14 protein-coding genes and 1 pseudogene are annotated in these 20,384 nt (G+C 54.5%); 6 read left to right on the top strand and 9 right to left on the bottom strand.

All coding sequences use genetic code 11. The features are described 5' to 3' along the window. Window positions 1–10: 10 nt before the first annotated feature. From HGT1_RS04800 to HGT1_RS04825, 6 genes and pseudogenes are all read right to left on the bottom strand, one after another. Window positions 11–424: a universal stress protein gene (locus HGT1_RS04800; RefSeq protein WP_176248791.1), complete on the bottom strand. Its 414-nt coding sequence runs from the start codon at window positions 422–424 to the stop codon at window positions 11–13. A gap of 636 nt (window positions 425–1,060) precedes the next feature. Further along, window positions 1,061–1,225, bottom strand: a pseudogene (locus HGT1_RS04805) (transposase); the annotation flags it as partial. Between the two features lie 150 nt (window positions 1,226–1,375). Next, window positions 1,376–3,205 (bottom strand): TniQ family protein, encoded by a 1,830-nt coding sequence (locus tag HGT1_RS04810; protein ID WP_176248792.1) that lies wholly within the window; start codon window positions 3,203–3,205, stop codon window positions 1,376–1,378. Window positions 3,206–3,225: 20 nt separating this feature from the next. Continuing rightward, window positions 3,226–4,200 carry an ATP-binding protein gene (locus HGT1_RS04815; protein WP_176248793.1) on the bottom strand — a complete coding sequence of 325 codons (975 nt, stop codon included), beginning with the start codon at window positions 4,198–4,200 and terminating at the stop codon, window positions 3,226–3,228. After that, window positions 4,197–6,146: a Mu transposase C-terminal domain-containing protein gene (locus tag HGT1_RS04820; RefSeq protein WP_176248794.1), complete on the bottom strand. Its 1,950-nt coding sequence runs from the start codon at window positions 6,144–6,146 to the stop codon at window positions 4,197–4,199. Before HGT1_RS04820 ends, HGT1_RS04815 begins: the two co-directional genes overlap by 4 nt. Then, window positions 6,143–6,865 carry a hypothetical protein gene (locus HGT1_RS04825; protein WP_176248795.1) on the bottom strand — a complete coding sequence of 241 codons (723 nt, stop codon included), beginning with the start codon at window positions 6,863–6,865 and terminating at the stop codon, window positions 6,143–6,145. The genes HGT1_RS04820 and HGT1_RS04825 overlap by 4 nt, the downstream gene beginning before the upstream one ends. Before the next feature lie 220 nt (window positions 6,866–7,085). Here HGT1_RS04825 and HGT1_RS04830 point away from each other — a divergent pair, with 220 nt between their 5' ends. From HGT1_RS04830 to HGT1_RS04855, 6 genes are all read left to right on the top strand, one after another. After that, window positions 7,086–7,754, top strand: coding sequence for a hypothetical protein (locus tag HGT1_RS04830; protein ID WP_176248796.1), 669 nt, complete (start codon window positions 7,086–7,088; stop codon window positions 7,752–7,754). 104 nt (window positions 7,755–7,858) lie between these two features. After that, the gene (gene hsdR / locus HGT1_RS04835) at window positions 7,859–10,312 is read left to right on the top strand and encodes an EcoAI/FtnUII family type I restriction enzme subunit R (RefSeq protein WP_176248797.1); all 2,454 of its coding nucleotides are present in this window, start codon (window positions 7,859–7,861) and stop codon (window positions 10,310–10,312) included. Between the two features lie 11 nt (window positions 10,313–10,323). Continuing rightward, complete coding sequence (locus HGT1_RS04840) at window positions 10,324–11,763, top strand: class I SAM-dependent DNA methyltransferase (protein WP_255200112.1); 1,440 nt, start codon at window positions 10,324–10,326, stop codon at window positions 11,761–11,763. Then, window positions 11,760–13,469 (top strand): restriction endonuclease subunit S, encoded by a 1,710-nt coding sequence (locus HGT1_RS04845; protein WP_176248799.1) that lies wholly within the window; start codon window positions 11,760–11,762, stop codon window positions 13,467–13,469. Before HGT1_RS04840 ends, HGT1_RS04845 begins: the two co-directional genes overlap by 4 nt. Continuing rightward, window positions 13,466–14,968: a hypothetical protein gene (locus tag HGT1_RS18225; RefSeq protein ID WP_217902975.1), complete on the top strand. Its 1,503-nt coding sequence runs from the start codon at window positions 13,466–13,468 to the stop codon at window positions 14,966–14,968. The genes HGT1_RS04845 and HGT1_RS18225 overlap by 4 nt, the downstream gene beginning before the upstream one ends. Next, a complete protein-coding gene (locus HGT1_RS04855; RefSeq protein WP_176248800.1) occupies window positions 14,958–16,028 on the top strand; it encodes an endonuclease NucS domain-containing protein in 1,071 nt (356 codons plus the stop codon). The genes HGT1_RS18225 and HGT1_RS04855 overlap by 11 nt, the downstream gene beginning before the upstream one ends. Window positions 16,029–16,125: 97 nt before the next feature. Here the strand turns inward: HGT1_RS04855 and gyrB are convergent, their stop codons facing one another. From gyrB to recF, 3 genes are all read right to left on the bottom strand, one after another. Next, the gene (gene gyrB / locus HGT1_RS04860; RefSeq protein WP_176248801.1) at window positions 16,126–18,540 is read right to left on the bottom strand and encodes a DNA topoisomerase (ATP-hydrolyzing) subunit B; all 2,415 of its coding nucleotides are present in this window, start codon (window positions 18,538–18,540) and stop codon (window positions 16,126–16,128) included. Window positions 18,541–18,618: 78 nt separating this feature from the next. Then, window positions 18,619–19,239 carry a LysE family translocator gene (locus HGT1_RS04865; RefSeq protein ID WP_176248802.1) on the bottom strand — a complete coding sequence of 207 codons (621 nt, stop codon included), beginning with the start codon at window positions 19,237–19,239 and terminating at the stop codon, window positions 18,619–18,621. Continuing rightward, a complete protein-coding gene (gene recF / locus HGT1_RS04870; protein WP_176248803.1) occupies window positions 19,236–20,333 on the bottom strand; it encodes a DNA replication/repair protein RecF in 1,098 nt (365 codons plus the stop codon). The genes HGT1_RS04865 and recF overlap by 4 nt, the downstream gene beginning before the upstream one ends. Between the last annotated feature and the right edge of the window lie 51 nt (window positions 20,334–20,384).

The raw sequence follows: 20,384 nt of genomic DNA on the forward strand, positions 1-20,384 counted from the left end.
GTTTCTTGGCTCAGCGTACGACGAATACCGAGATCTCTGCATGCTCCGCAACATGTCCGCCATGCGACGCGAGTATCCAGTCCAGCATTCGGGGCGGATGGCTGGCCATCACCACCAGATCGGCACCGCAATCGCTCACCGCCCTCAGGATTAGCTTGTTAATCTCTACAGCCGGATCAGTGCTGACGACCGGCAGCGCCTCGGTCTTGATGCCGTGCGTGCTGGCTTGTTCTGCGGAAAAGGCCGCAAGTTTAGCCTCGTATTCCTTGGGGTTGTGGGCTACGTCACCAGGCGTCTCCTCGGTCACGCCCATGTAGACGACACTCGCGCCGTGCTGCCGGGCTTCTGTCGCGGCCACGGTCAATGCCTTTTGCAATCGATCGAGATGGCCGAGATCGACGGGGACCAGAATTTTCTTGAACACAACTATTTCTCCTGTCTGATGCTGTTCGTTTCGATCCGCGGTGCCGCATGTTGGACCGCAAGAGCTGGTCGTGATGGACTTCGAAAATCGATACGTTGCTCAACACTTCCTAAAAAAAGACGCCGCAGACTGAGTATGCGACGCAAAAATACCTTTATTCGCCACGTAGAACCATAATGTTACTGATAGACGTCATTGGAGTAAAACGCATTTTTCTTGTTGCCGGTCTGATGCACTGCGCCCCGAGTCGGTGGGAGGCAAGAAAAGAAGGGGCAAGTATCCTAAGAAGAAATCCATCCATCGGTTGAATTGCTGAGTCTCGACCTGAGCTGAGCGAAGCTGTTCCTTGCAAGAGGGGCGAAGCTCTATAAGTCTATTAGACGTAAGTCTGACTGCGCGCGACACTAAAGCACTCGGGACGTTCTACAAACAGGTCCTCGGTATTGTTGATCGGCGTCCACCGATCCGGTTAAGCTGCATCCGCAGTGAACGGCGAGAAGACCTGCACTGCCGCCATCCACTCATCGAAAATGCTGCACGATGCACGGACGGCCGGTCAGGGGAAGCCGCGCTGCGGCATTGCAAGGCTGGTTCAATGGCCGGTTAGGGCCGGAAGCTGCATTCGACAGTAAGGGCGGATATCCGACCGGGATTGTCATGTTCACCTGACTGGTATCGTCTCGGCGTCAGGCCAAAATGCGCGCCAACAGTCCGTGATCGTTTGAAACGCGTCGGGTCGTCGACAGCGGCTTTGAATGTAAGTGAAGCGATTGCGCCGACGCCTGGAGCTGTCATCATGCGCACCCTTATAAACGAGATGGAAAGACGACGCCTCCCTCATGTCACAGATTATTGCGAGACGGGCTCCCCCTGAAATCTCCTTCGTGAAAATAGGTCAGGCCCGTCTTTCAAGAAGAAGGTTGTCTACAGCGTGGCAAGCTAAACGATTATCTACAACACATCTGGTAACTGGCTTAATTCTCGACGGACCTGCTTTTTCATCGTGGATGATAGGGGAGCAATTTGGGCCAGGTCGGAAACTCTAAGCAGATGGCCACGCGACGTATCGCCTTCATTTTTCGCCCCAACCGTAGGAATGCCCAACTTGCGAAGATGATTAAGCATATGTCGCCCGGTCGTGCCGCCTTGCTTGGCGAAATCTGCGACGGGGATATAGCAGGACTGGAAATGGACCAGATCCTCGGGGAGGACGCTTTGCTGCCCTCGCTCTCCATGAGAGGGTGGGGTTACCTTAAGCAGGCCTACTTTGCACCAGTGCACGACGACTTCATGCTTCCATCCAGTCATCTTCGCAATATCATGTGCGGTCCATGCTGATGAATGGCCGTTCGCTGCAAGCATCGCCTCCAAGTCCGCTTTGAGGAACTGAAATTCACCCAGTTTCCCTTCCGTGCTTACCGGGAGCAGACCTCCAGAGAATATCAAGCGGATGACTTGGAGGATGGCGTTTCGATCCGTGGTTCGCCGCAAATTGATGTCGGAGAACGAAAGTGTGTCACCAGTTTGATCCAACGCTGTGTCCTTGAAGCGGTCAACCATTGCAATCAACGCCTCGCTGTCAAATCCACCTTCGACGAGTGGCGGACGGTCACTGGTGTCGACCGGTGTGATGGCTCCTGCCTCGCCAATCATGTTGAATTGCTTTCGACTGACGCCAAGGAATTCGGCAGCGGCTAAAGCTGTCACAAACCGCTCTCGGGCTGATACGACCTCTTGAACTACAGTTCTGCGGACTTGCGTGTGCCTGTGGCCTGACCCTGAAAGCCGTTGAACCCCGTCTATCGTTCCATTGGCAACCGCTGCGACAAGGCGTTCCGCGCGGACACCGATCATTTTCGCGGCCTCGGTCGCAGAGACCCACTCTCGTTTGATCCCAGTATTGGTAAGTTGTGATGCATAGCCGCCATCGAAGGCATCAGCGCCAATTAGCATGATCCGCCTACGGAATTCAGCGTAGCCATCGCCCCTGAACCCCATGATGGTTTGATACCAACGACCCAAGCGACCTGGAATTGAATTTGCGGTCAGATCACCCGCTGAGAAACGCTCAGTCACGTGTTGATCAAAGCCGTTCGGCCAGTTGCTGAGCATTCCTCCGACCGGGTCCATGAACTCCAAGGTTTCCTGAACCGTTTGGGGAATTGAATACTTGCCGGACTTGCCTGTCCTGCTTCGGCGCGTATCTGCTGCCAAGAATGCAAGAAATCGACAAAGATCTGGTGGAGCGGCGGTGGTCCACGCCGCTGGCAACGGGACGGTCCTTTTCGGGGTGCCATTGGCCACGAGAGAGGCGATTATTATTGCCCGATCTGGAGCATTCTCAATCTGGAATTCGGCAAGCGGCAACCCGCATTCACATGTTCGAAACCCGCCATTATTGGGTTTGAGCGGGGAGGTGCATCTTGGGCAGGTATCTTGAAGCAATATTTCGTGGTGTTCGCACGCGGCGACAAGTGCGCTCCGCCAACTCTGACGCCTGAACTTTCCTTCCGCCATGCAACTGGGACAGATGGGATCTCTGTGGTGCCGCTCGAAGCGCCAGTCCAGCACTGGGGTAGATGGAGCGGCCGACGGCGAAATGGCGCAAAGTTCGCTGTTCGCCAGTCTCAATTTTGCTTCGAGGGCTTCGACGTTCTCGACGAGGTTTCGACCATACCGATAGCCGAGGGCGGTCAAAAAGTCGGATGACTGTGCGTAGCCGTTGAGGTCACCGATCCGTCGAAAGTAGCCCAACAGACTTTCGCCGTTTTCGGGACGCATGATCCTATAGCAGTCGAACATCATGAAGCCTTCATCGCGGCAAATTCAACCAGGTTTGTCGGATCAACGGCAAGTTCTGCGTCATGCATCACACGAGCGTATGACCGAACCAATGACTCGTCGGTTGGCGCAGCATCCTGGAAATAGATGTCCGTGTGACCGCTATCCTGGATTGTCAGCCTTGCCGCACGTGCCACCGTATCAAAAGTCAGGGTACCATCCTGGACCCGCTTGGCAGCGGCCCGGAGGACATCAAGCACTCGGCCGACGCGTCCGCCTGAGATCCCATAGAGGCGTCGGGACATGTCGAGGTCATCGAAGTCGATTGATACGCCCTCTGCCTGAAGGATCTGCAAGCACGCGAGGACAGCCCCAACGAACCCCGGGTGGTCTTTTTCAGAACCCCAGTTGTATGGAAGAAACTGAACAGTTCTGAAAGCGCGATCCCTAAATTGCTCATTGCCATCGATAAGATGCTGGAACTTGGGAAGTCCTGCGAGAATGAGTGTGACCCCTGTTTCATCGACAAAGGTCTTGAAGTGATCTGTTGCCCCGCGCGCGGAAAGATTTGCGCCTCGCTCAGCACAATGACTGCATTCATCGAGTGCGATGAATTTAATCCCCTGGTCACGCACGGCTTTCAGGAGCCTGTCTCGGACGAGGGCAGTCGTTTCCTTGCCGTGAAAGCTCAATCCAATTGCCGTCAGCATTGAGCGGTAGAGCTCACGATCATTCGGTTTCGGCGGGATGGTCGAAAGGCCAAAGTCCGAAGATGGAAATAGATGCCCAGACGGAGCCGCAACAGTTTGCAATTGCTCTTGCATATCCTTCAACAGCTCCGATTTGCCGCATCTTGTCGGACCAAGAAATGGAATGATCGAGCCGCCGCGGTCCTCAGCGAGTTCGATCAACTCCCGTACATTTGCGCTGACTTGATCATATCGCTCATGCGCGACATGGACATCCAAGGCCTTGGAAAAATCAACGATAGTCATGACTTTGTCCGTTGTCTGACTGTCGGCAGGATAGCGGGTCGTTCCAACGGTCTTGTAGGCAGTTGAACTTCAATGACACTCTCAGACTTTGAAGTTGACCGGCGCGAATTCCTCACGATCTCTGATGTTCGGCCTTTCTGAACTGCGCTCCGTTTCGCCTCCTTGAGCTTTGTTCCTGGCTTGCGAACCTTAATGGCGTGCCCGTTCGAAATCGCCGCCAGGATCTCACTGGCGCTCAGATCCTGCGCTGCGTCATGCCCAAGTTTCGTTCGTATTCTTTTGAGTTCTTCAAATGTGATGGCAGGCATATCCGGATCTTTCGCAGAAACGAAAAAAGTGTGGCCCGTCGTCGGGTCACTGACCGCGATCTCCCTAATATCGGTGGGATCTATGCTGATATCGACCAACTGCCCCGGACCGACCGATTTTACATACTCGCGCAACTCCGGTGAGGAATACTGGATTTTCTCATATTCGATACCGTACCGCTGCACCTTTCTGGTGCCCTTACGAAGATAAAACATCTGCCTGAGCTGATGGCGGCTGGGCGGCTCGATAATCAGATGTTCTTCGGCCAGCCGTTGCCAGCAATCATAGGGTGCTTCACGAGTTCTTAAGGCGCTTTGAATGCGTTTTCTGGACTTGCGCGCGTAGACATCGTAGCGCCACTTCTGGATGGCTGACTCCAGATCCTGACAAGTGAGCTGTGCCTCCCGCTGTGCCTTCTTGGTCCGTTCTTTGGCTCCAATCAAATCAGTTTGCGTCGCTCCGGGAAGAGTTCTCAGGAAGCGGTTCAGCTCCAGAAAAAAGCGTTCAATGAACGGCTTTCGATCCGGTTGTCCCGGGATATTCTTGCGAAGTTCGAAGCTGGCATTCTTCAGGCAGGCCTCGATTAGTTCGCCAGAGTTCTCACTGCCTTGGTCAGTAACGACCACCCGCAAGCGTCCACACGTTTGCATCGGATACTCGATATCGTGTTTTTCAAAGAAAGCAGCATCCTTGACCGTCATCGTCTCTTTGAGCGTTTTGGCCACCATGATCGAATTGGGATCTTCGAGGGAAACTGTAATGCCAACAATAACCCCCGTCGCACAATCGATCGCAGCACATATCGTGGGCCGACCAAGGACTACCCACTCCTCGTCTACGACGAAGATATCGGCGACGGTACAGTCCAACTCAACGCGCTCCAAAGGTGCGGTCACTGTTTGGAACTCCGCAGCTTGAAGTACAGCACGACGTCCCTCCGGACCACCGATCCTGGCCTTGATGATGTCCGCATGTGGAAGCCGCTTCACAATTGTACGAACGACCTTTTCGCCATGAGGGCTCGGCTTCATGCCGTTCTCTTCACATCTCGCAGTATAAATACTGCCCGCTTCCGCCGTCAGAGATTTAATCGTGTATCGGTCAGAAGCGATGTAGCTCTTTTCCAACAGGTCATGGACGATATCATCGAAAACATGGTCATGACGTGGTAAATAATTCCCTGAATTACCTGATTTTTCCAAGAGATTTGGTTCACCGCCTTGAAGCCAGAGCTTCAACCATATCTGTAGGGTTCGCACGGTTGGGAACCCCTTTTTCCGCCAGTCGTATTCTTCTCGGTCGGCGTAACGATGACGTAAAATTTTATGTATTTCGCTCCATGCGACCCCTTGATCCCGCATTCTGATGACTTCGCGCGAAATTCCGGATCTAAATCGAAGTTCGCGCTGATGCTCACCTGAGATCAGTAGAACTTGTTCTTGCTGCCCGGCAGACGTGTCGGAGACGAAACCCTGGGCAACAAATGTGCGGAAATCAGCTTCTGGGATCTCGTGCTCAATGCCTTTGGGCGATCTGAGCCTGTAAGCCGCGCTGCCATTAACCTTGCCAAGAACCTCATGAACTTCACCATTCAGCGCCAGTTTTCGGCCGTCATACTCGAGGATGTATCTATTCATAGGTCAAAGACCTGCAAATGCGCTTTGGAACCGCGAGAGGGCTTCAAAACTGTATTCTTGGTCAAAGGGACGCCGGCAACGTCGAAGCTGAGATCCCCAGCAACGATCAACCGCAACACCTCAGTATCGGAAAAGCCAGGGAGAGAGGCGATCTGAGCAAAGCGCAGACCATCATCGTCGAGTAATGCCGCCCTTTCCGCATTTTCCGGACCTGGCGCATCATCCATTACCGACTTCAGCATGCGAATATTCTGGGCCGCCGCCGCCTGTAGAATTGCTTCGGTTGCAATGAGTAGTTTGAGACCCCACGATGCCATCGTTCCGGGATATCCGAGATATTCGGGTTTATCTTCGAGCCATGATGTATGTTTAGCTTCAAGGAAAACTGAGCGTCTACACACCATGGTGGCTTCAAAATCTGGTGTATAGATCTTGGGCTTATAGCCGCCCGGCTGCTGAGCGGCCTTTAAGGTCTCCTTGTCCGAATATCGCTTTCCGCTGATCATATCAAACGTCGCGGGTTGAGGAGAAACGGCCACCACACGGGGGTCCAACATCAGCAGCATGCATAGCGTTGCTTCGAGATCACTTTCAACTTGAATCATGCCGTCCAGCTTCGGGCCTGACAAGAAGCTGGCCTTCTTGATCAATCCTCTTTGGTGGATACGGCGAGCGGTGGGTGATGCAAACTTATCGACTTTCATAACCCAATCTGGCATACTTCGATTCCTATTAGGAATGCAAGGATGGATTGCATTGACCGGTCGGCAAACAGATGAACAGTTCAGATCACTTGAAGAGATCTCAGCCATGGACACCTGGCTCGAGTTCGGTTGCGCATTGATTCACGCAATGAATAGCCATGACCGCTACGGTTTGCCGAGTGGGCAAGCGGTCCTGACAAAGGTGTCACATCTCCGGAAAAGGCAGGAGATGAGCATGAGAAAAGTTTTGGTCGCTACTGAATTCATTAGACTGCATTTTCCTGAAGTTTTCCTGAACGGGGAACAGGAACTCACACTGACGGACGCACTGAAAATGCGGACGATCTTCACTAAGAACGTCGATCAAGTCGATAAGATGACCGCTGAGATACTTGAGAGTATTCACAATAATGAATCGTTCAAAAAAACGATTTCGGCTTATGAGAAGGCGGCCGCGGTGGAGGCCGGTGGCTACATCAATCCTGCCCAGAAGGCTTCGTCGTTCCGTTCCGCGCTAAGATTGCATCTGGAGGAAAATCTGGCGGACTACATGGGTCCTGGTGATTTTGCACTGTTTGGAGGCAAGGTTGTGACACCTCATGCTGATCTGACCATTATGCGGAATGGCCTGCCGCACGTCGCAATCGAAACCAGACCTGCCAAGCGTGGCGTTCAGGTTCGTGAGATTTACGAGCTTCTGGGCGTTTGCGGACTGCGACTCAAACCCGTCGCAAAGAACTGGATTATCTGCGATCCATCTTGGACACGCTACCTCCAACAGATCGAGAAATGCCGGTCCGATGTGAGCTTGAAAGGGATCAGCGTGGGTATTTTTGATCCAGATTCGTCTCGCCCTCAGGTTTCATGGAGTGATTCCCGCCAATCATTCGCTGACATAAAGTGAATTGGTGGGACATGCTCGCTCGAAAGTTGAGAAAACATAATAACTCCAGTTGTCTATATGACCCCATGCAGTAGTTTGGTCCTATATTAAAATGGATTTGAATTATGAATGGTCAGCGCTTTTCAGAGCGAGATGTATGTAGCAAATTCATAATGCCTGCACTTATCAAATCCGGGTGGGATCTGAAAACGCAGATTTCAGAAGAGAAGACCCTTACTGACGGGCGCATCATCGTTCGCGGCAAGATGGTTGCCCGTGGTCGCCAAAAACGGGCAGATTATGTGCTCTATCTAAAGCCCAACATTCCGATCGCTGTGATTGAAGCGAAGGACAACCGCCATAGCGTCAGCGACGGCATGCAGCAGGCCTTGACCTATGCTAAAATGCTTCGGGTTCCCTTTGCTTTCTCATCGAACGGTGATGGCTTCGTTTTCCATGATGCGACAGGGCAGTCCACTTCTTTGGAGGCGCAAATCGGTCTGGATGACTTTCCGTCGCCGGAGACACTGTTTGCAAAATACAAGGCATGGAAGGGGATCTCCGATCCCCAAGCTGATACTGCATTCTATCCGTATTTCGATGATGGAAAGACGCCACGATACTATCAGATGAACGCAGTAAACGCGTCGCTTGAAGCAATCTCCAAGGGTCAGCAACGTTTGCTTCTTGTCATGGCGACGGGCACGGGTAAGACCCTCACGGCCTTCCAAATCATTTGGCGTCTCTGGAAGTCCGGTGCCAAGAAACGAGTTCTCTTCCTTGCAGATCGCAACATTCTCATCGATCAGACCATGGTCAACGATTTCCGGCCCTTTATCGGAGATATGGCCAAGTTATCTTCGCACTCGAAGACTATTGAACGACCTGACGGCACCAGCGAGCACCTTACCTTGGCCGTCGACAAGAAACGCCGCATCAATACAGCGTATCAGATATATCTCGGCCTCTATCAGGCACTGACCGGTCCTCAGGAGAGCCAGAAGATCTTCAAGGAGCTTTCACCTGACTTTTTTGACCTGATCATCATTGATGAGTGCCACCGCGGTAGCGCGGCGGATGATTCTGCCTGGCGTGAAATCCTTGAGCATTTTTCGAGCGCCACACATATTGGCCTGACCGCCACACCGAAAGAAACTGAATACGCTTCCAATATCGATTACTTCGGCGAGCCAGTCTATTCCTACACGTTGCGTGAGGGGATCGACGACGGCTTCCTGGCACCCTACAAAGTTATCAAATGCCACATTGACCGCGACGTGGCTGGTTACCGACCAGAGTCCGGTCAGCTTGATCGCGACGGTGTCGAGGTTGACGACCGCATCTACAACACGAAAGACTTTGACCGCGTCATTGTCATTGATGACCGCACCAAATTAGTTGCGCAACGGATTACACAGTTCCTGAGGGAAAGCGGTGACCGGATGCAGAAGACCATCGTGTTCTGCGTTGATGAAGAACATGCCGCGCGCATGCGGCAGGCCCTCATCAATGAAAATGAGGATCTTGTTAAGAAAGATAACCGGTATGTCATGCGGATCACTGGCAGTGACAAAGAGGGGATCAACCAGCTTGCGAATTTCATTGACCCTGAAGCGCCCTATCCAGTGATCGTCACGACATCCCGTCTTCTAAGCACAGGAGTGGACGCCCAGACATGCCGCCTGATTGTTCTTGATCGCCAGATTGGGTCCATGACTGAATTCAAACAGATCGTCGGCAGAGGCACTCGTGTGCACAAGGACACGGGCAAATACTATTTCACCCTGATGGATTTTCGCGGTGCCACGAGTCATTTTGCAGATCCCGATTTCGACGGCGATCCGGTTCAAATTTATCAGCCCACTGGCGATGATCCGATGGTGCCTCCGGAGGAGGATGGCGCTCTCGGAACAGTTGGAGAAGGTGGCTGGGCCGACGAAATCGATGGCATTGAAGTCCTGATTGACCCAACAAACCCAGGAACGATCGACACAGGTGGTGATAGCGGACCAATTCGGAAGGTTTACGTCGATGGTGTCGGTGCCATGATCCTGAAGGAACGGGTCGAATACCTTGACGCTGACGGAAACCTCATCACTGAAAGCCTCAAAGACTTCACCCGTAAGCACCTGACCAAACGGTTTGCCTCCATGGACGATTTTCTGAGGCGTTGGAATGCGGAAGATCGCAAACAAGCCATCATTGACGAACTCGCAGACGAAGGTCTTGATCTGAACCTGATTGGTGCGGAGCTAAACAAGGACCTTGATCCATTTGACCTCGTTTGCCACATCGCGTTTGACGCGAAGCCGCTGACTCGCAAGGAACGGGCGGATAGCGTTAAGAAGCGGGACGTATTCAATCGCTATGGCGACAAAGCCCGCGCAGTTCTTGAAGCTCTGCTTGAAAAGTATGCTGACGAAGGCGTATTCGACCTCGAAGACACCAAGATCTTGCAAATCAATCCGTTCTCACACATGGGAACGCCGATTGAGTTAATGCGTGCATTCGGGAAGAAACCTGACTACCTGCGGGCCGTTCATGACCTTCAGAATGCCCTATATGAAGAAAGCGCCTGACCGTCATGTCCATGAGAAACCTCGTCAAATCTATCCAAGACGTAATGCGTAAAGATGTCGGCGTCGATGGTGATGCCCAGCGTTTGTCCCAGCTTGTCTGGATGTTCTTCCTCAAGATCATCGACGATCAGGACGAAGCTTTGGAGTTCAACAGCGACGATTACACCTCGCCAATCCCAACGCATCTGCAATGGCGCACTTGGGCCGCCGATCCAGAAGGCATCACTGGCGACAACCTATTGGATTTCGTCAACGACACTCTCTTTCCAAAGCTGAAACAGCTGCCCGCGACCACGCCGCGTGCCAAAGTTGTCCGCTCGGTTTTCGAAGATGCCTACAACTACATGAAATCCGGTACCCTGATGCGGCAGGTGATCAACAAAATCGCGGAAGTGGATTTCAACTCTCTGACCGAACGCCAGCACTTCGGTGACCTCTACGAACAGCTCCTGAACGATCTGCAAAACGCCGGCAACGCTGGCGAATACTACACACCTCGTGCGGTCACGGCTTTCATGGTGAAGCAAATGGACCCAAAGCCTGGCGAGATCATTATGGACCCCGCTTGCGGCACTGGTGGATTTCTGACCTGTGCCATGCGTCACATGCGCGACACCTATATCAAGCGTCCTGAGGATGAGGCGCTGATGCAGGCCTCCCTTCGCGCTGTGGAAAAGAAGCCACTACCCCACATGCTCTGCACCACCAACATGCTGTTGCATAATGTCGAGGAGCCATCCTGGGTCAAGCATGACAATACACTCGCCCGTCCATTGATCAGTTGGACCAAGGACGAGCGCGTGGACATCGTGCTCACCAACCCGCCATTTGGCGGCAAGGAAGAGGACGGGATCGAAAACAACTTCCCGGCCTTCAAGACACGAGAAACAGCTGACCTGTTCCTCGCGCTCATCATCCGCCTTCTGAAAAAGAACGGTCGCGCCGCCGTGGTCCTGCCCGACGGCTCGCTCTTTGGCGAAGGCATCAAAACCCGGCTCAAGGAACACCTGCTGACCGAATGCAACCTGCACACCATCGTGCGGCTGCCGAACTCGGTCTTCAAACCCTACGCCTCCATCGGCACCAACCTGCTGTTCTTTGAAAAGGGCACGCCCACGCAAGACATCTGGTATTGGGAACACCGCGTGCCAGAGGGGCAAAAGGCCTATTCCATGACCAGGCCCATCAAGCTGGAGCATCTGGATGACTGCGCCGCATGGTGGGGCGGTGCAACCCGCGAAGGGCGCGAGGAAAACGAACAGGCCTGGAAAGTGTCGATCGACACGATCCGCGAACGAGGTTTCAACCTCGACATCAAGAACCCCCATGTGGTCGAGGATGACCACGGCGACCCCGAAGACCTGCTGAACGATCTGACCAAGGCAGAGGCGTCTGTCGAAGGCCTGCGGGCCGAGCTGAAGGCAATCCTGTCCGAGGCGTTGGCCCGATGAACGCGGATCGGTTGCTGGAGGTTTACGAGCAAATCAGCGAAGCCCCCGACGCCATCGCGCGGCTGCGGCGCTTCGTGCTGGATTTGGCGGTGCGTGGGAAGCTGGTAGAGCAGGATGCAGCAGACGAACCTGCGCCAAAGCTACTTTCCCGTATCGCGCAAGAACGAAAGCGACTGCACGAGCTTGGTGAGATCAAGAAGCCCAAAAAGCTGCCGGCAATTGATATCGCACCCTTTGATCTGCCACTGTCGTGGACTTGGGCGCGGATACGAGATGTTACGAGCGATCGCGGTCAAAAAATACCGGCTGCTGAGTTCACATACATCGATGTCTCAGCCATCAATAAAGAAGCTGGTGTCGTTGCCGATCCTAAGGTTCTCGCTCCCGAAGAAGCGCCGAGCCGTGCTCGAAAAGTCGCTCGCAAGGGCGATGTTATCTACTCCTGTGTCCGGCCATACCTTTTGAACGTTGCCGTCATCACCAAGGACTTCGATCCCGCGCCAATCGCCAGCACTGCCTTCGCAATACTCAACGGATACGGGCTTGTATTGCCTTGGTATCTTTGGATAGCCCTGCGTAGCCCTTTCATGGTCGAATGCGTCGAACAGGAACAACGCGGGCAGGCGTATCCAGCGATAAACGACAAGGACTTTTCCCTCCTTCCACTACCCCTCCCACCCATCGCCGAGCAGCACCGGATCGTCGCCAAGGTCGATGAGCTCATGGCGCTGTGTGATCGGCTGGAGGAGGCCCGCAAGACGCGGGAGGAGGTGCGCGACAAGCTCACCGCCGCCAGCCTCGCCCGCCTGACCGCCCCCGACACCACGCCCGAGGACTTCCCCGCCCACGCCCGCTTCGCTCTCGACAGCCTCCCCGACCTCACAACCCGCCCCGACCAAATCAAAACTCTACGCGAAACCATCCTAAACCTCGCCGTCCGCGGGAAGCTGGTGAAACAGGAACCATTAGAAGGCAGTGGGGCGGAACTCCTCGAAAAGATCCTACAATTACCTTGGCTGAAGAAACGTAAAACAACGGACCTTGAACCAGATGAAGCCGCTATGGCATCGGCATTCAATCCGCCGACCAATTGGTGCTGGGCAACTGTCCAGTCATTGGTTCGTCCGGATGAGATTGCGACATACGGAATTCTGAAGCCCGAGTGGGTGGAGGATGGAGTCCCCACCGTTCGTGTAACGGAAATGAAGACTGGCGTTATTGACATTGAAACACTTCCAAGGTGCAGGACCGAACGAGCAGATAAGTTCCAGAAAACAACTCTCGCCGCGGGAGACCTTTTGGTTTCAAAGGATGGCACAATCGGCAAAACGGCTTTCGTTCCGCCGGAGTTAGTTGGAGGTAATATTACTCAACACATGCTACGTTTCCCTATTGTTTCCCTCGTGAATCGGCGTTTCATCCGACTGGCTATAGATTCTCCCTTTTGCCAGTCTTGGATGCTTGGTGAAACGAAAGGCGTGGCGCTTCAGGGTGTTAACGTTGGCGATTTCAGACGAATGCCCATCCCATTTCCACCACTTGCAGAACAAAACCGCATCGTGGCCAAAGTCGACACCCTCATGGCCCTCTGCGATCGACTGGAGGCCAGTCTGACCACCGTCACTACCACCCGCACCCGCCTCCTCGAAGCCCTCCTACACGAGGCGCTGGAGCCGAAATCAGACATCATGGAAGCCGCTGAATGACACTTGTCCCCAAAGACGCCGAGCGCCTTCTCTATGCCCGCTACGTTGAGCCAGCCAAATCGCCGACCAAGTATGTCGTCGGTTTCCGCACCCCAACCGGAAAGGTCCTGGCCATCCACCGCACCGTGGCCGAGACCATGGTCTGGTTCCAGCCGCCCAAACCGCCTGTGCTGAACGGCGTCGACCTTCAGGCGGAGCCGAACAACGGAAACCACCACATCAATGGCCCGCTGGCCCCGCTGAGCCGCCCAGACACCTTGCGGGCACGCATCGACAGCCCCACAGCACTGAACCGTTTCCTTGAGTGGTATGATGGTGTAACGGCCAGCGACACTGCCCCAACGACACCGCGCCCGACAGATTTCGCGGCGTCCTATGCGCAATTCCAGGATCTCGTGACACAGAAGTCCGGCGAGCCGTTCACCCAGTTCGATGAGGGTCTCATTGCGGCCTGGGAAAGCTACAAGCCGCGTGTGCGGTCCTATGCATTAGAGCTACTCGCAGCAGACGGTTGGCTTGAAGATCAAATCGGGTCTGGTGAAATTCTCAAGAAAGTCATCTCCGCAATCGAGATCCAGGCGGCACACGGTGATCGCACTAACAATATGGTCTTCTGGCAGAATCGTTATGGCCACGCCCAACGGGATCACCGCGCCCTTTTGGAAGCACAGCGCAACGCACAAGATAGACAACGGTTTGAGCGCCTTTTTTTCGATCTCTATCGGAGTGATCGCGCCGAAGGCCCAATTTTTGAGGGCCTTCTTGATCTGTCGGACGGAAAGTATCCGCTTCTCGCCTATCTGTTTTTCCTGAAAGACATGGATCGTTTTATGCCGATCCAGCCAACCGGGTTCGACAGGATCTTCAGCGAGCTGGGGATCGAACTCAAAACCCTGCGGAACTGTTCCTGGGAGAATTACCAGACGTTCAACGCGGTTTTGAACGAACTTCGAGGTGACATCGAGCGGCAAACTGGTCTGAAAGATGTCAGGTTGATCGACGCCCACTCGTTTTGCTGGATGTTCAGCACGCTTCTGAAACAGGCCGCAAATGGCGAGTTGGCATCGGGCGGCAAGACCAACGAGCGCCTTCTTGGTGCACGCGAAAAATCCATCGCCGATATCAAGTATTCGGTCAACAAAACCGTGTTCAACTCGAACGGGCAGGTCGTCCCCCGAACGGTCAAGGAAAAGGAACTTCGCATGTCCGATGCGGAGCTGGACAAGCGCATTCGCGAATTGCTTGAGATACAGGGCGACCGCTGCGCGATCACCGGTCTTCCGTTTCAGTTTCAGGGGGCGCATGAGGACGCTAATTTTCTGCCTTCTCTGGATCGAATTGACAGCGGTGGTCACTACGAGACCGTGAATGTCCAACTGGTATGCCGATTCATAAACTTCTGGAAGCAAGCTGCCAATGATGAAGAGTTTCGCCGTTTGATCATGATCGTCAGGGGCCATGAAATATCCGACACTTTGGGAATAGAAAATGCCAATTAGCCACGCGGTCTGGACCGTCTCAACTGAACCAAAAGAGATATCACAAGGCATCCTTCCATCTGAACAAATGTTAGAGGAGATGATCGTTGCTCAACCGCGCATCCTTTCTTCCGAATGGATGCTTATTGGTCGGCAAGTCGGTACAGGGCATGGGGGTTGGATCGATCTTCTCGCAATCGCTCCTGATGGCACGCTTGTGGTGGTCGAACTTAAAAGAGACAAAACTCCGCGCGAAGTCGTCGCTCAAGCGCTTGATTACGCATCTTGGATTGAAGGTCTCGAGGCGGATGACGTTGCGGCGATCTATTCCAAGTTCAAATCTGGCCAGAGCCTATCACAGGACTTCCTTGCGTTCTTTGGGCAACTTCTCGACGAGGATAGCATCAACGATAGTCATCAAGTCGTCATCGTTGCCGCCACTCTTGATTCCAGCAGTGAGCGTATCGTCAATTATCTCAACGACAGGGGCCTGGCGATCAACGTTCTCTTCTTTCAGGTCTTCAACACTGGAGATCAACAGCTTTTGAGCCGCGCTTGGCTCATTGATCCGGGTGAAGTACAGGTTCATGCAGCGAGTGTCACGAAAGGTGGAGAGAAGGAGCCCTGGAACGGCGAATTCTATGTCAGCTTTGGTGCGAACGACACGAGCGTATGGGATGAGGCCATTGAATACGGCTTCGTATCCGGCGGTGGCGGCTCTTGGTATAGTAACTCTCTGCGGATGTTGGATGAGGGCGACCGCATTTGGGTCAAGATCCCTGGAAAAGGGTTCGTTGGTGTAGGGCGTGTGTCTGGACCTCGCATCGCCGCAAACGAGTTTCGGATCGAGGGAGGCCCAGCACTCGACAAGCTGGCGGGCGGCTATCATCGAGAATTGAAGGATGATCAGGAAAAAAGCGAATATTTTGTGCCCGTAGATTGGCTTTACACGGTTCCAGAAAACCAGGCGATTCAAGAAGTCGGAATGTTTGGGAACCAGAACACGGTCTGTAAGCCGAAGACGCCAAAGTGGCGCGCCACTGTCGAGCGCTTGAAGGAAAAATTCGATGTCGCGGTTTAGATTGCAGAAGTAGCAAAGAATCCGTTCGCGAAACACTATGGGTGTTTCGCGAAGAATTGTGGGGCGTGCGAAGTGCTTTGGGGATTCCTACACCTATTTAAAAGTCGAGGTTTTCAACGTTCAGAGCGTTCTGTTGGATGAACTCTCGACGCGGTTCGACCACATCACCCATCAGTTTGGTAAACAGGTCATCCGCTTCGGCCATGTCCTCGACGCGGACCCGCAGCAAGGTGCGGGCATCCGGGTCGAGCGTTGTTTCCCACAGCTGGTCGGGGTTCATCTCTCCCAAACCTTTGTAGCGCTGCAATGACAGGCCTTTTTCACCTTCGGCAAGGATCGCATCAAGCAGATCCATCGGCCCGTAGATCATCTGCGACCGGTCTTTTCGGACCAGTTTTGCGGGCAGGTTATAGACGTCTTGCAGGTGCTGGGTAAATCCACCCGAACGCTTTGCCTCGCCGGAGCGGAGCAATCTGCCGTCGAGGGTTCTTACTTCCTCCACGCCGCGCAGGATACGGGCCAGGCGGACGCCGTGATCTTGGGTAATGCGGCCTTGCCAGCCGCGTTCCCATTCCAGCGCGATCAGGTTCAAGCGTTCAGCAACCTTGTCGGCCACACCTTGCAGGTCAGCATCGACCGCGCCGGGCACGAAAGCACCCGCAATCGCGGCTTGTTCCAGAATGTGGCGGGGATAATGCGTTGGAAATGCCTCGAGCACCCGACGCATTTGGCGGGCCAGATCGACAACGCGTGCCAGATCCTGACCTGTGATTTCCTCGCCATTGCCCTGCCGCAGCATCGCGCCGTCAATGCCTTGCTGGATCAGGTAATCCTCCATCGCGGCCTGGTCTTTCAGGTACACTTCGGACTTGCCGCGCGACACTTTGTAAAGGGGCGGTTGGGCAATATAAAGATGACCGTTTTCAATAAGTTGCGGCATCTGGCGATAGAAGAACGTCAGCAACAATGTCCGGATATGCGCCCCGTCGACGTCAGCATCGGTCATGATGACGATCTTATGATAGCGCAGCTTGGCAATGTTGAATTCGTCGCGGCCAATGCCTGTGCCCAGGGCCATAACAAGGTTGCCGATTTCCTGAGAGCCAAGCATCCGGTCAAACCGTGCACGTTCGACGTTCAGAATCTTACCCTTCAGCGGCAGAATCGCCTGGGTTTGACGGTCACGTCCGGTTTGCGCAGATCCACCAGCGGAATCACCCTCCACCAGGAACAATTCGGTCTTTGACGGGTCTTTCTCGGAGCAATCCTTGAGCTTGCCTGCCAAAAAGTTCACGTCCATCGCGGTTTTACGGCGGGTCAGATCGCGGGCTTTGCGCGCAGCTTCGCGGGCATGGGCGGCCTCGATGATCTTGCTGACCACCATTTTCGCGACCTGGGGGTTCTCTTCGAACCACTCTGACAGTTTCTCGTTCACCAGACCTTCAACGGCGGGGCGAACTTCGGAGCTGACCAGCTTGTCTTTGGTTTGCGAACTGAATTTTGGATCGGGCACTTTGACAGACAAAACACATGTCAGCCCCTCGCGGGCATCATCGCCGGTAAAGGTGATTTTTTCCTTTTTGGCGATGCCCGAGGCTTGCGCGTAGTTGTTGATCGTGCGGGTCAACGCACCGCGGAAACCGGCCATATGCGTTCCGCCGTCGCGCTGCGGGATGTTGTTGGTAAAGGGCAGGACATTCTCGTGATAGCTGTCGTTCCACCACATGGCGACTTCAACGCCGATGTCGTCTTTCTCTCCGGTGATGAAGATCGGTTCCGGCATGACGGGCGATTTGGAGCGGTCGAGGTATTTAACGAACTCCTTAACACCACCTTCATAAAACAGTTCGCTGCGCAGGGGCTCGGCGGGGCGTTCGTCCGTCAGGATGATCCGCACACCCGAGTTCAGAAACGCCAGTTCGCGCAAGCGCTTTTCCAGCGTCTCAAAGCTGTATTCGAGGTTCGAGAATGTATTGGTCGAGGCCATGAAACGGACTTCGGTACCGGTGCGATCTGTCGGGCCGACAACCGACAGGTGTTCTTTGGTAAAGCCGCCTTCGAAGCGGGCAACGTGTTCCTTGCCTTCGCGCCAGATACGCAGTTCCAGCCAATCGGACAGGGCGTTCACAACCGAAACGCCAACGCCGTGCAGACCACCGGAAACCTTGTAAGAATTGCTGTCGAATTTACCGCCAGCGTGCAACTGGGTCATGATAACCTCGGCTGCGGAAACGCCTTCTTCCTGGTGAATCCCCACGGGAATGCCACGCCCGTTGTCGCTGACCGAAACGGAGCTGTCTTCGTGAATTGTCACGTTCACAGCGTCGGCGTGACCAGCCAAGGCTTCATCGATACCGTTATCGACCACCTCATAGACCATATGGTGCAGACCAGACCCATCATCAGTGTCGCCGATGTACATACCGGGACGCTTGCGTACAGCTTCTAACCCTTTGAGAACTTTGATAGAATCAGCGCCGTATTCCTCAGTGATCTGCTCTTTGTCGGACATTTTGGGAAACCTTCTTTTGTTACCCATTTTATAGGCGTTTTCGCCGCTACTGTCACGTCTTTGGCACAAGATTTTGTGTCAGAGGAAGGGGATCAACAGCCCCACCAGAATAAGCAGGCTTCCGGCCACGATATTGATCCGTTTCAGGGTCGCAGGATTGGTCATCAGGGTGCGCACCTTGCCCACAAAGGCCGCGATCACGAGGTTGCCAATCAGCGGGATGGCAACCGACACAAGGATGATTGCCACGACGTCCGGCCAGGTGACTGTGCGCAGGTCAAAGAAGCCGGGCAAGACGCCCATATAGAACAGAACCGCCTTTGGATTTCCCAAGATCGCCAGCAATCCGGCTGCAAATCCGGACCACGCGCCCGGTTTGGTCAGGCGGCTGTCGCGGTCAATCTTGTCGGCCGCATGGCGGATCAGCAACGCGCCCATGACCAGAAACACCCCGCAGGCGATCCATCGCATCCCCAGCATGAAAACGTCAAAAACAGACAAGATCCAGCTGATGCCCAGCACGGCAACCAATGGCCAGACCATGTCGCCGACGGAAACACCCAAGGCAAGCGGCCAGGCGGATTTGAACCCGCCGGACAAGGCGCGGGCCATGATGGCAAGCCAGACCGGGCCGGGCGTCAGGAAAAGGATGACCAAGGCCCCGCAATACAGCAGCAGGTCAGGCAAAGCGATTGTCATGGCAGCATCCTTACTTCCGAAACGCCGTCTGTCTCAGTGACCTCGAGGGTTTGAGCCCGCGCGTTGAGGGTGTCAAATAATTCTGCCCCCGTTCCGGTCATCCACGCCTGTGCGCCAAGGGCCGTGATTTCATCATAAAGCGCGGCACGCCGGCTTGCATCCAGATGGGCGGCGACTTCATCCAGCAAAAGCAAAGGCGGTGCCCCGAAATCAGCGGCCAATGCCCGGGCATTGGCAAGGATCAGCGACACAAGCAGCGCCTTTTGCTCGCCTGTGGAGCAGTCCCGTGCGGGCACATCTTTGGCAGCATAGACCGCTTCGAGATCGGCGCGGTGCGGGCCGATCAATGTCCGCCCTGCCGCCAGATCGCGCATCCGGTTGTCGGCAAGTGCTGCGCGTAAATCCTGCGCAGATGCGGGCATGTCGCACACAAGCTTTAGGGTGGCTGTCGGAAATGCTGTCTCGGCCTGATCCTGTGCTTCGGTAATGGCCTCAAGTGCTGCCAGCCGGTTGGCGTGGATGGCGGCCCCGGCTTCGGCCAGTTGCTGTTCTAGGGCAATGTACCAAGACGGCTCGCGGACCATGTCCTTGAGCAAGCGATTGCGTTCGCGCATCGCTTTTTCATAGGCGAGGGACTGTTCCGCGTGATCGGGCAGAAAGCTGAGCGTCATCCGGTCAAGGAAACGTCGGCGGCCATCGGCTCCTTCGATCCACAAACGGTCCATTGACGGAATGAGCCAGAGCACGCGCGCGATACGCCCAAGCCCGGTCTGAGGGGTCGCCTTGCCGTCGATGCGGACTTGCCGTGCGGCACCGTTTTCGGACCAGGTTTCGATTTCGTGCACCTGACCGAGCGAATGCACGATTGCGGTCAGCTTCCAGCCAAGCGCCTCGGGCCGGCGCGTCATGTCCATGGCGCTGGCACGACGCAGGCCACGGCCGGGCGAAAGGAGCGAGACAGCCTCGAGGATGTTGGTTTTCCCCGCACCATTGGGGCCGTGTATCGCAACGGAGCGCGCATCAGTTTCGATCACAGCCCGCTTGTGTGACCTGAAATGCGACAGCGTCAGATTAGAGATAAAAAGCTGTGTCATCGTTCAGCGCCGTTTTCTTTCAAAGAAAACGGGCCGGAATTTTTGAAAAAT

The organism is Sulfitobacter sp. HGT1, assembly GCF_013282155.1.
In the GTDB taxonomy this organism is placed as follows: domain Bacteria; phylum Pseudomonadota; class Alphaproteobacteria; order Rhodobacterales; family Rhodobacteraceae; genus Sulfitobacter.